This window comes from Protofrankia sp. CiP1_Cm_nod2 (genome assembly GCF_920664355.1).
Lineage (GTDB): Bacteria > Actinomycetota > Actinomycetes > Frankiales > Frankiaceae > Protofrankia.
On the sequence record NZ_CAKKTL010000166.1, the window covers coordinates 845 to 11,768 of the forward strand.

8 protein-coding genes and 2 pseudogenes are annotated in these 10,924 nt (G+C 70.3%); 4 read left to right on the forward strand and 6 right to left on the reverse strand.

The window, feature by feature from the left end:
* Window positions 1-203 precede the first annotated feature (203 nt).
* Window positions 204-1,940, forward strand: coding sequence for an IS1182 family transposase (locus tag NBW84_RS17180; RefSeq protein WP_250285749.1), 1,737 nt, complete (start codon window positions 204-206; stop codon window positions 1,938-1,940).
* Window positions 1,941-1,981: 41 nt separating this feature from the next.
* Here NBW84_RS17180 and NBW84_RS17185 read toward each other — a convergent pair whose 3' ends face one another.
* Window positions 1,982-3,181, reverse strand: a complete 1,200-nt coding sequence (locus NBW84_RS17185) for a DNA-methyltransferase (protein ID WP_250285750.1) — start codon at window positions 3,179-3,181, stop codon at window positions 1,982-1,984.
* Between the two features lie 452 nt (window positions 3,182-3,633).
* Between NBW84_RS17185 and NBW84_RS17190 the strand changes: the two genes are divergently transcribed.
* A complete protein-coding gene (locus NBW84_RS17190) occupies window positions 3,634-5,271 on the forward strand; it encodes an FAD-dependent oxidoreductase (RefSeq protein WP_250285751.1) in 1,638 nt (545 codons plus the stop codon).
* Window positions 5,272-5,584: 313 nt separating this feature from the next.
* Here NBW84_RS17190 and NBW84_RS17195 read toward each other — a convergent pair whose 3' ends face one another.
* The 4 genes from NBW84_RS17195 to NBW84_RS17210 are packed head-to-tail and all read right to left on the reverse strand — an operon-like array spanning window position 5,585 to window position 9,336.
* The gene (locus tag NBW84_RS17195; RefSeq protein WP_250285752.1) at window positions 5,585-6,421 is read right to left on the reverse strand and encodes a PHP domain-containing protein; all 837 of its coding nucleotides are present in this window, start codon (window positions 6,419-6,421) and stop codon (window positions 5,585-5,587) included.
* A 37-nt stretch (window positions 6,422-6,458) separates the two neighbouring features.
* A complete protein-coding gene (locus tag NBW84_RS17200) occupies window positions 6,459-7,964 on the reverse strand; it encodes a site-specific integrase (RefSeq protein ID WP_250285753.1) in 1,506 nt (501 codons plus the stop codon).
* Window positions 7,961-8,299: a helix-turn-helix domain-containing protein gene (locus tag NBW84_RS17205; RefSeq protein ID WP_250285754.1), complete on the reverse strand. Its 339-nt coding sequence runs from the start codon at window positions 8,297-8,299 to the stop codon at window positions 7,961-7,963. The genes NBW84_RS17200 and NBW84_RS17205 overlap by 4 nt, the downstream gene beginning before the upstream one ends.
* Window positions 8,296-9,336 carry a tyrosine-type recombinase/integrase gene (locus NBW84_RS17210; protein WP_445548748.1) on the reverse strand — a complete coding sequence of 347 codons (1,041 nt, stop codon included), beginning with the start codon at window positions 9,334-9,336 and terminating at the stop codon, window positions 8,296-8,298. Before NBW84_RS17210 ends, NBW84_RS17205 begins: the two co-directional genes overlap by 4 nt.
* A gap of 409 nt (window positions 9,337-9,745) precedes the next feature.
* On the opposite strand from NBW84_RS17210, the pseudogene NBW84_RS17215 reads away from it, so the two are divergent.
* Window positions 9,746-10,258 (forward strand): annotated as a pseudogene (locus NBW84_RS17215) (IS982 family transposase); the annotation flags it as partial.
* 11 nt (window positions 10,259-10,269) lie between these two features.
* Entirely contained in the window at window positions 10,270-10,506 is a 237-nt protein-coding gene (locus NBW84_RS24465; RefSeq protein ID WP_445548747.1) for a Wadjet anti-phage system protein JetD domain-containing protein, read from the forward strand.
* Between the two features lie 30 nt (window positions 10,507-10,536).
* Here the strand turns inward: NBW84_RS24465 and NBW84_RS17220 are convergent.
* Window positions 10,537-10,924, reverse strand: a pseudogene (locus NBW84_RS17220) (IS1634 family transposase); the annotation flags it as partial.

The window sequence follows — 10,924 nt, forward strand, 5'->3', positions numbered from 1 at the left end:
CACCCTGGTACGACCCTGCTGGTTTATTCAGGCGGTGAGGTGCGGTCGAGGCGGATGGCAGCCGGGGCCGGATTTGATCGTGTCGACGGTGCCATCGACACGTTGGGTCGGCGTTGTGTGACGATGTCGGCGCTGTCCAACGCGGCGGGCAACACGTGGTCCGGTGGCGGATCGTCGGGCATCGCGTCGGGATGATGGCGTGTGTGTCCCTGCACCCGAGGCCCTGGCCCGAGGTTCCCCCGCTGACCGCGCAGGTCGCCCGCGCCGCGTTCCGGAAGGGGAACCTGGCGATGCACATCCGCGACGAGCTTGCCGCGGTCTACGAGGACGAGCGGTTCACCGCGGCGTTCGGGGTGCGGGGCCGTCCGGGGATCTCCCCGGGCCAGCTGATGATGGTCACGGTGCTGCAGTTCAGCGAGAACCTCACGGACCGGCAGGCCGCGGACGCGGTCCGCGACCGGGTGTCCTGGAAATACGCCCTCGGCCTCGAGCTCGACGACGCCGGGTTCGATGCCAGCGTCCTGTCCGAGTTCCGCACGCGGCTCGTCGAGGGGGATCTTTCGACCCTCGCTCTGGACGCGCTGCTCGCTCGCTTGGCCGCCCGGGGGCTGGTGAAGGCGGGCGGGCGGGCACGCACCGACTCCACCCACGTGCTCGGGGCGATCCGGCACCTGTGCCGTCTCGAACTGGCCGGGGAGACCCTGCGCGCCGCGCTCGAGGCGCTGGCCAGCGCCGCCCCGGACTGGCTGACCGGGGTGATCGACCCGTCCTGGCAGCTGCGCTACGGGGCGCGGATCGACAACTGGCACCTGCCCGAGTCCGAGACGAGGCGCACGGCGCTCATGCTCGACCACGGCCGCGACGGCTACCACCTGCTCGAACAGGTCGCCGCGCCCACCGCGCCGCCGTGGCTGCGCGAACTGCCCGCCGTCGACGCCCTACGCCGCGTCTGGTGCCAGCAGTTCTACCGGACCACCACGTCGAGGGGTGCGGAGGTGGTGCGGCGGCGGGAGAGCGAGTCCGAGGGCGGGGACGGTCTCCCGCCCGGCAGAGACCGCCTGATCTCTCCCTACGACCTCGACGCCCGCCACAGCATCAAACGCGACCACGGCTGGGACGGCTACAAGGTCCACGTCAGCGAGACCTGCAACCCACCCGACCCCGCGCCAACCCCGACGACCCCGCAGGCGGCGGACAGTGCCGGGCGCGGCGACCTCCCCAACCTGATCACCGGGGTGCTGACCACCGCGGCGACCACCTCCGACGCCGCCGCGCTCGAGGAGATCCACACCGGGCTGGCGCGCAACCGGCTGCTGCCCGCCGAGCACCTGCTCGACTCCGGGTATCCCAGCGCCGAGCAGATCGTCCGCTCCGCCCGGACCCACGGGGTCACGCTGGTCACCCCGGTCCTGCTCGACCAGTCCGCCCAGGCCAGGGCCGCACAGGGCTACGACAAGGCGAGCTTCTCCTTCGACTTCGACCAGCAACACGGCACCTGCCCCCAGGGAGTGGCCAGCACGTCCTGGACCCCGTGCCGCCAGCGGGACACCGACGCGATCGTGGTCACCTGGGCAAAGGCGGACTGCGGCCCCTGCCCGAAACGTGAGCTGTGCACGAAGGGCACCCGCCGGCAGATCACCATCCGGGACCGTGACCTGCACGAAGCCCTCGCCGCCGCGCGGGCCGAACAGACGACCGACGAATGGAAACGCCGCTACGCCGCCCGGGCCGGGATCGAGGGCACCATGCGCCAGGCCACCCACGTCACGGGCACCCGCACCGCCCGCTACGTCGGCTTACCGAAAACAACCCTCGAGCACAACATCGCCGCAACGGCCATCAACATGATCCGGCTCGACGCCTACTGGACCGGCCAACCCCTCGACCGCACCCGCGCCACCCACCTCGCCCGCCTCGACTTCACCCAGGCAGCAGCCTGAATAAACCAGCAGGGTCGACTCCGCCCGCAAAACCCGCCACATCAAGCAGCTCGCGGATCATGCGGGCGTACGGCTGCAGTACGAGTAGCTACCTGCCGGGCAACCGCTCTGGTTCGCTGGTCAGGACCCGCCGTAGATGCCGCCACGGCTCCGGCTGCAGCTGGCGTCGCCGACACCTCGGGCGAAGCCTGTGCCTCTCCAACCCGACCGGCTGCGATCTTCGTCCGTGCCTTGACGATCCGCGCCTCGGCCAGCGCCGCATACTCCGGGTTCAGCTCGATCCCCACCCACTCCCGGCCATGCCGCTCGGCCGCCACAGCCACCGTGCCGGCGCCCAGGAACGGATCGAGCACCACGCCTGGCCGGAAGCCGACTTGGCAGTCGCAACTCGGGCGCAGCTCGCCGAGCACGGCCAAGTGGCCGCGCCGGCGGGCCGGTTCCCGCGTCCACGGCTTCCCGCAGCCCACGCACACCCGCTCCGGGCAGCTGGCCAGCAGCGGCCGCTCGGCCAGCGCGATCGGGAAGGTCGCGAAGTGCGCCTCCCGGTAGCCGGCGGTGGCCAACCACCAGACATCGCCCGGGTTCTTGCCGAGCGGGTGGCCGGTGAGGCCGTTGACCTTGAGGCTGCCGAGCCCGGTGTTGCGGTTGGTCCGCCGGGTGCGGTTGACGGTTGCCACGGCCGAAGCCGGGGGATAGGCCCGGCCGGTGGCGCTGGCCTGCGGTGGTTGGGCGCTGCGGTGCGGCACCCGGATGGCATCAAGGTCAAAGAAGTACGACCGGGCCCGGGTGAAGCTGTAGACCACTTCGTAGCTGGCGCTCAGCCGGTCCCGGATGCTTGACGGCATCGGGTTGGTCTTGGCCCAGATGACCTTGTTGCGCAAGCGCCAGCCGTCGGCCAGCAGGCTGAGGGCCAGCCGTTCCGGGCCGAGCAGCAGGCTCTTGACCGGGGCGCCTTCCCGGGGATGGCGGGCGTAGCCGTCACCGAGGTTCAGCCACAGCACGCCGCTGGGCTTGAGCACCCGAGCGACTTCGGCTAGGACGGCGCGGAGGTCGGCCACCCAGCTGGCAACATCGGCTTCCAGGCCGATTTGCCCGGCAGTGCCATAGTCCCGCAGGCCGTAGTACGGCGGGCTGGTGATGACACAGTCCACGGAGGCCGGCGGCAGGTCGGCCAGACGGGTGCGGGCGTCGCCAAGGAGGATGGTGTTGCGCCAGGGATCAGCCTGGTGAGCGCCGCTCATGGGCGGCCTCCGCGGTGGCGGGCCGCTTGGTCGTGAAGATCCGGTTCGTCGGGTTCGTCGTTATTTTCGTTATCTTTTATTACTTTGAGTAGCCATTTAAGGTCGTTGAGGAGGTCAAGATTTTTGGAGTAGTGGTGGAGGAGGTCCACCCCCGTGACCTGCGCGAACAGGCCACGTAGATGCGCCGGCCCGGCCGGCCGCCGCGGATATCCCGCGTGCCCGGCCCGACGCCGCTCCGCCCGTCATCACCCGGTCTGGGTGATGACGGCCTCGGGGATCAATGGAACCGTGGTTAGCGCTGAGATTGATCATGGCGCAGGCCGTTTCATAGGTGGTCGCTCGTGAAACGCTCCGCCACTCGGTGGCCCACCTGCGGGTTTCTGCACCGGGCAGTTCGCAGGGGCCGGGCGAACCGGGAGCGGCACCCTTGCGCCCGACCCGAAAGGTGATCCATGACCACGCGCACGCCGACTGTCCCGTCCGCACAGGCACTCTACGCAGCTATGTCCGGCCTCGCCGGCCCGCTGAGCTCCGGCGAAGGCGCCGCGCCGGACTTCGCCGCCGCACCACGCGCGGCGGCCGGCGAGGAGAAGTCGGTGCTGATCCTCGGCGCGGGCATCGGCGGACTGACCGCCGCCTACGAACTGGGTAGGCTCGGCTACCGGTGCACGGTCCTGGAGCCGCAGTCCCGAACCGGCGGCCGCAGCCGCACCGTCCGCAACGGCGACAAGCTGTACGAACTCGACGGCGAGGGCGGCAGTCTGGAGCTGACCCACACCTGTGCCTTCGATCCGGGCCTGTACCTCAACCTCGGCCCCGGCCGCATTCCGTACCACCACCGCCGGGTGCTGAAGTACTGCACCGACCTCGGGGTGGCGCTGGAGCCGTACGTCATGGAGACCACGGCGAACGTCGTGCACCGCGCGGGCCACACCCCGCCCGGCCAGCCCTGGCGCAACCGGCGCGTCGCCAACGACACCCGCGGCCACCTCGCCGCGCTCCTGTCCGCCACCCTGACCGGGGACGACGAGTTCACCGGCCTGCTGCGGGACCTGCTGCGCAAGTTCGGCGACCTGGACGAGGAGGGTGAGTACCACGGCTCCACCCGCTCCGGCTACGCCGAGCCCCTCGACGTCCACGAGCACCCCACGCCCGCGCCCCCGCTGCCCCTGTCCGATCTGGTCACCTCGGAGTTCTGGAAGCACCGCTTCTACCAGCCCGTGGACTACATGTGGCAGGCCACGATGTTCCAGCCGGTCGGCGGCATGGACAAGATCGTCCACGCTCTCACCGAACGGATCACCACCGAGTATGGCGCGACGGTCCAGCTGAACGCCGAGGTCACCTCGGTCGACCTGACGGGCGACGGCGTCAGCATCACCTACTACTCGGGGGGCCAGGAGCTGACGGCGTCGGCCGACTACTGCGTCAGCAACATCCCGCTGCCGGTGCTGAAGCAGCTCACGCTGACCGGCTTCTCCACGGAGTTCCGCAACGCCGTGGAAGCGGTGGACTTCGCGCCGACATGCAAGGTCGGCTGGCAGGCCAACCGCCGGTTCTGGGAGGACGACCACAACCAGATCTACGGCGGCATCAACTTCACCGACCACCCCATCACCCAGTTCTGGTACCCGTCCAACGACTACTTCTCCAAGACGGGCACCCTCACCGGGGCCTACAACTTCGGTGAGAACGCCAAGGAGACGGGCAAGCTCGCGCCGGACGAGCGACTGCGCCTGGCCCGAGACGGCGCGGCTCAGCTGCACCGGGAGTTCCTGGAGAAGACCACCGTGCCCCAGGACCTGGGCGTCACCATCGCCTGGCACAAGGTGCCCCACCAGCTCGGCGGCTGGGCCGACTGGGACCCGGCCGACCCCGACCACCAGGTCGCCTACAAGCAGCTCCTCCAGCCCGAGGGTGACGGCCGCTTCTACGTCGTCGGTGACCAGGCATCCCCGCTGCCCGGCTGGCAGGAGGGAGCCATGATGTCGGCGCAGTACGTCGCCGCCCAAATCCTCGGTCTCCTCCCCCGCACCGCCCCCGAGACCGTTCAGGTCCCGGACGCCGTCTTCCTGACGCAAGGACTCTGACCACGGCATTCGCGCGGGGCCCGGTCCGTTGCCGTCCGGGCCCCGCGCGACCTGCTGACCGCCAGGTCCGCATGCCCAGGTAACCTGCCTTACTTGGCTTACGGTCGCCCAACGCCCTGACCTGGGAGAACAGGCCGTACCACCAGATAACGCTGGAACGGCCCGCGAGACTGGCAGGATCGCGTGTTCGGGTGGCCTGTATTCCCAAGATCGAGCCGTTGACCGTCACTGGTTGTGAGGGCTTGCGGGGTGTGGAGACCGCTCGCGTGCGGGCGGCCGGCGGGCGAGGCAGGACTGGCGATCGCCCGACGGGTCAGCTGCGGCCCCAGAAGGCATGCGGATCTGGGCCTGGGCGGAAGCCCGAAGCCTCAGCCATGCGCGCGGCGTCGCGGAAGCCTCGGGCGAGTGCGCCAGGGTCGTGGGCGTCGCTGGCGAAGGTGATGGCCTGGCCGCCCTCCTCGTGCCACCAGGCCAGCACCTGGCGGTGCAGCGGGACCCGCGTGTTGACTTCGAGGACCTTGTCGGCAGTTGCCAGGCAGCGCAGCACGTCGCGGTACTCGTCCTCGAAGTCGTCTGGGTCGTAGGGCCTCGCGTCCGCGGGCCAGGAGCGGACCGGGTAGTCGATGTGCGCGAGGACGTCGAACGCCGCGAACTGCTCGATCAGGCGCATGGTCTCGGACAGGTAGGCCCGCACGACCTTGTCCGGTTGCTGATCGATGTACTGGCGGGAGACCTCGGTGAAGCCGGAGCCGTCGGCGGCCGGCGCGGAGTGGATCGAGGCCAGTACCCGCTCGAAGGGACCCATGCCGAGCAGCGTCTCGGCGCGGGCGGTGTGCCAGTGAGGTTCGCTCAGCTCGATGCCCGACAGGATGCGCAGCTCAGGATGGCGTTCCCGGCACGACGCCAGGCATTCTCGGTAGCCGTCCAGGTCGAGCGGGGGCGGAGTCAGGACGCCTTCGGCGAGCAGAGGGCGCCACGCGTCTGGGACCTCCTCGTCTGGTTTGTGGGTCCAGGGAGTGAGGTCAGCATGTTCGGTGAACGCCACCGAGGGCAGCCCGAGTTCGAGCGCACGTAGACAGGTATCTTCCATCGACCCCGCGGGCGCGTCCCATGACCACTGGCTGTGCACATGATTGTCCGGCGGCAGCATGACTCTTCTCCTTCGACCGTTGCGGCGACGCGGCGAGCTATCTGGCGGTCGGCGTCTGTCTGCCGTGGTCACCTGGGGCGTAGTGGGTCCAGGTTCCGCCGGCGTCGGCGCGGTGCCACTGGGTGGTGGTCGGGTGGTAGCCGAGGGCCTGGGCGACGACCGGAGCCGGGGCCTGCAAAACGAGCTGGCGTAGCGCGGCGGTGCGGGCGGCCTGGTTCGGGATCCCGAGAGTGCGGATGTGGTCGAGCAGGCTGCCGGGGTGCATCGGCTGGCCGGCGCGGCGGCCGGGGAACAGCCAGCGGCTGTCCGGGTTTGTGGCGGTGTTCATGTTGCTCCGCTGGGCCGCGGCGGCCAGGAGGAGAGCGGCGAACGGTTCGGGCACCGGGACGGGCGGGTCGCCGAGCCGTAGCAGGACCTGGCCGTCGTCGGTGGTGATGTCGTCGACGGTGAGGCGCACGATCCGGCTGGCGGGCTGGGCGTAGAGCAGCATCAGGCAGGCCGCCGCGCGGGTCGACGACGTGCCGGTCTCGCTGGTGAGGACGGCTTTCACCAGGTCGAGGCGGTGGCGTTGGGTGAGTGGCTCGGCGCGGGCGATCCGGAGGCGGGGCAGGTCGCGGTGGGGTAGCTGGCCGCTGCTCATCGCCCAGGTCAGGAACGCCCGCAGGGAACGTTTCGCGTGGTCGAGGTGGGTGGCGTGCCAGCCGTCGACGTCGGCTTGGGCGAGGGTGGCCGGGGTCCGGCCGCGTTCGTCGAGCCAGGTCAGAAACAGGCGGGCCTGGGTGAACTGCTCTGCCGCCGTCTTGCGGCTGTGCGTGGTCAGCGGGCGCGCTGCCGCCCGGTGGCGGAGCCGGGGGAGCTGCGACCAGGTCGCGAACTGGCGCAGCAGCCGGGCATGGGGCTGGCCGTCGAGCTCGGTCAGTTGGCGGTGCAGCCAGGTCTCGTGGTGCAGCAGCTGCTTGTCGACGGTGGGCAGCGCGCCGCAGGCCATCAGCAGGTCGCGGAGGTAGGCGACGGTCCGCCAGTTCGGCAGCGGGTGCAGGGCCTCGTGCGTCAGCTCGATGCGCCCGGCGGCCAGGTCGGCGAGCAGTTCGCGGACCCGGGCATTGCGCAGCCAGGCCAGGCCGCTTTTCGGCCTGGGCATCGCGCGCACCGCGTCGAGCAGCGGCATCAGCGGTGGGCTGACGTTCCCTGTGCCGTCGTCGAGGGCGGTGGTGAGCTGGTCGGTGAGGGTGCAGCGTTCGCAAAGCCGGCCGCCGAGCAGCAGGCCCTCGAAGCCGCAGCGGGAGCAGAAGAAGTCGCGGGTGATGCCGGCGCAGTCCCGGCAGAGCGCTGTCCCGTCGCCCCGGCGGCCGGGCAGGAGACGTTCGGCAGCGCAGCCGGGGCAGCGGCCGTAGGTCCGGGCGGCCCGGTCGTAGCAGCTGCGGCAGATCGGCCCGTCCGACCAGTTCGCCGACAGAGACGCCCGCCGGGCGCAGCGTGCGCAGACGCGGATGTGCCAGCGTTCGTACTGCTCAGCGGTGTAGCGGCCGGTCCGGGCCGTCACTCGGGGCGCAGCCGGGCCCGCTTCGGCCGGATCTCACCGGCCAGGTCGACCGGCGCCGGGCCGTCGCCGACGGCCGCCCGTCGCGGCGCGGCGTTGACCGCGCGGGTCGCGATGAGCTCGGCCGGGGTGACCTCAAGGATGTCGCAGAGCGCGGCGAGCACCGGCAGCGAGAGCCGTTCCGGGGTTCCGATGACGATCCGGTGGACCTGCGAGGCCGACAGGGTGATGCCCCGTTCGGCGAGCAGCGGGACAAGGTCGGTGATGGTGAAAAGGCCGCGGGTGGCCATCACCTCGCGCAGCCGCCATTGGTAGCTGACCTGCCGCCTGACCGTCATCGCGCCTTCTCCGTCGGCGTCAGAGCCGCGGCCAAGGTCTGATCGAGCGCGCGGCGCAGAGTGCGCGTCCGGAAGTCCGAGGACACGCAGGTATAAATCGCGGTCGTCGAGGCGTGCTCGTGGCCGACCTGCTGCTGGACGAACAGCGGGTCGTAGCCGTCCTCGATCAGGTGGGTCACGTAGGAGCGGCGCAGCGCGTGGACGTCGAGGGCCTGGTCCAGGCCGAGGGCGTCGCGGTAGGTGGCGAACCGGGCGTTGATCTGCGTCAGCGCGACCCGCGGGGCCCGCTCGGACGGCCAGAGAGCCGGGCCGCCGTCCGGGGCGAGCAGCAGCCGGAAGTCGCTCACCCACTCGTCGAGGATCTCAGGGGTCCAGGTCCAGACGGTCAGCACGCTGCGCCGTTTCGGCGGCGAACCCTTCGAGGCCTTGCCGAACCGGACCTGGCAGACGCCGTAGTCGCTGAACTCGGGGCCGTGCGGGTTGCGGCCGAAGTCGGCGAGGTCGAGCATCCGCACCTCCCGGCGGCGCAGCCCGTAGGAGTAGGCGACCTTGAACAGCACCGCGTCACGGAACGCCGGCAGCCAGCCCTTGCGCCCGGCCGCGCGGATCCGGCTGACCTGCTCGTCTGCGTGATCGAAGAACGCCTGCAGCTCGTCGAGCGTGAACGCCCGCTTGCCCGGGTCGCTCTCGGCCTGCTGAGCGTGCACCGCGGTGTTCCACTCGTGGCAGACCTGCACCGGGTGCGAGCCGAACTCCTGCTCGCAGCGCTGCGCCCAGCCGTAGGCGGGATCGGTCGTGTAGGCGCAGAACAGCCGGACCGCCTCCTGGTAGTTCCGCAGCGTCGAGCGGCGCAGGTTCCTCACCGCCCGCAGATCGGTGCACCAGTCGTCGACCATCGCTGCCGTCCAGGCCCAGGGATACGCCTCCGCGTGCCGAGCGAACGCCCGTACCGCGCGGACCCGCCCCTCGACCGTGCCCGCCGCCAGATTGCGGGCCGTCTGCTGACTGGCCCAGCCCTCGATCATCGCCGCGAACACCTGCTCGTCCGCCCGCAGCAGCGGCACCCCAGCCACGAGGTACAACCCCGCTGCTCCCGCGACCGACTCCCGATCCGCCACCTACCGTAACCCCCAACCCATCCGCATCCGATGCAGAATCCTTGCATTTGATGCGAAACGGCCGATCAGGGGCCCGCGCGCAACCGTGCGGCGCGCCGTGAGACGATGATCCTCCGCGTTCCGGACCCATAAAAGCCCAGGCCACGGCCCCTCGGTGCAACCTCGTATGCAGGGTGACGCGTGTTCGCATCCGATGCGATTCGCGCTAGTTGGAGCATCGGAACGGAAAGTCCCGCTAAGCCGCTCGCGGGCGGTCCGCTAGACGAGTAAGTCCGAACGCTGGGCGGGCGGTGATCGTGAATAGAGAGAGGGCTTCCAAGATCGAGTTGTGACGCAAGACCTGGAAACCCTCCTGACCGCACTCTATGTGAAGATCGACGACCGGATCGGAGGGAGGCGACGAACAGGCCGGCCGCCCACGCTGAGCGACTCCGAACTCGTCTGCCTCGCGGTCGCCCAAGCCCTGCTCGGCCACCGCTCCGAAGCACGCTGGCTACGCCACGCCCGCAAACACCTGGCCGGGATGTTCCCGTACCTGCCGGGCCAGTCCGGCTACAACCGGCGGCTGAAGACGGCGTTACCGCTGGTCAAGGAGGTGATCAGGGTGCTCGCCGTCGACAGTGACTTCTGGTTCGACAACCACTGGATCACCGACGCCACCCCGGTGCCGTGCGGGATGTCCCGGCCGACCGTGAAACGCTCGGAGCTGGCCGGCTGGGCCGGCTACGGCTACTGCGCGTCGCACTCCCGGTTCTACTGGGGGCTCAAGCTCTACCTGGTCTGCACCCCGACGGGCATGCCGATCCTGTGGGCGCTGGCCAACCCGAAGACCGGGGAACGGTGCTCATGGACATGGTGACGTTCGAACGGTACGAGCGATTCGGTACCTCACTCGATCGCCGCAGCACACCGCTCGGCCCCGGCAGACGCCGCGACGTACCGTACCTGACCGCCGACGAACGCGCCATGTACGGTGCCCTTACCGACCCCACCTGGGTACGGCATCGACGCCTCGAACAGGAGCGCATCCCGCTCGCGGATGCACTCGCGGCACTGCGACTACTTCAGTCACGCGACTCTCTCGTGTAGCTGCAAGCCCGTCACAGCTTTATCCACCCTGGCGGCCACGGCGTGGGCGAAGCACAGCGCGGCGGGCCTGCCGCGGTAGCCGCCGTGGCGGGCGCGGAGCAGGGCACGACGCATCGTCTTCTCGCTCGCCGGTGCGGCGCCGAGGTCCGTCAGGACCCTGCCGGTGTCCAGAATCGAGGTCGGCTCCACCAGCTTGGCGATCACCAGGTTCCGGAACACCTCGTCCTGGAGAGCGTCGAACCCCAACGAGGTGAACATCCCGGTCAGCCCGTCGAGGAGAAGCGCGGCGCGTTCGATGGGCACGTTGCCTCCGGGTCTGGGCCGCATGGCGTTGGTCGTAGTCGTACGAGGTCCCGCCTGCGGGTCGCCGTGCGAGCGGGTCGGTGCGGTCTTGGCCAGGCCGTCGACCGGAGTGACG

Bases quoted from the DNA above. Each gene is read 5' to 3' on its own strand.
- NBW84_RS17185 (WP_250285750.1), bottom strand. From the start codon at position 3,181: ATGAGCGGCGCTCACCAGGCTGATCCCTGGCGCAACACCATCCTCCTT.
- NBW84_RS17190 (WP_250285751.1), top strand. From the start codon at position 3,634: ATGACCACGCGCACGCCGACTGTCCCGTCCGCACAGGCACTCTACGCA.
- NBW84_RS17195 (WP_250285752.1), bottom strand. From the start codon at position 6,421: ATGCTGCCGCCGGACAATCATGTGCACAGCCAGTGGTCATGGGACGCG.
- NBW84_RS17205 (WP_250285754.1), bottom strand. From the start codon at position 8,299: ATGACGGTCAGGCGGCAGGTCAGCTACCAATGGCGGCTGCGCGAGGTG.
- NBW84_RS24465 (WP_445548747.1), top strand. From the start codon at position 10,270: ATGGTGACGTTCGAACGGTACGAGCGATTCGGTACCTCACTCGATCGC.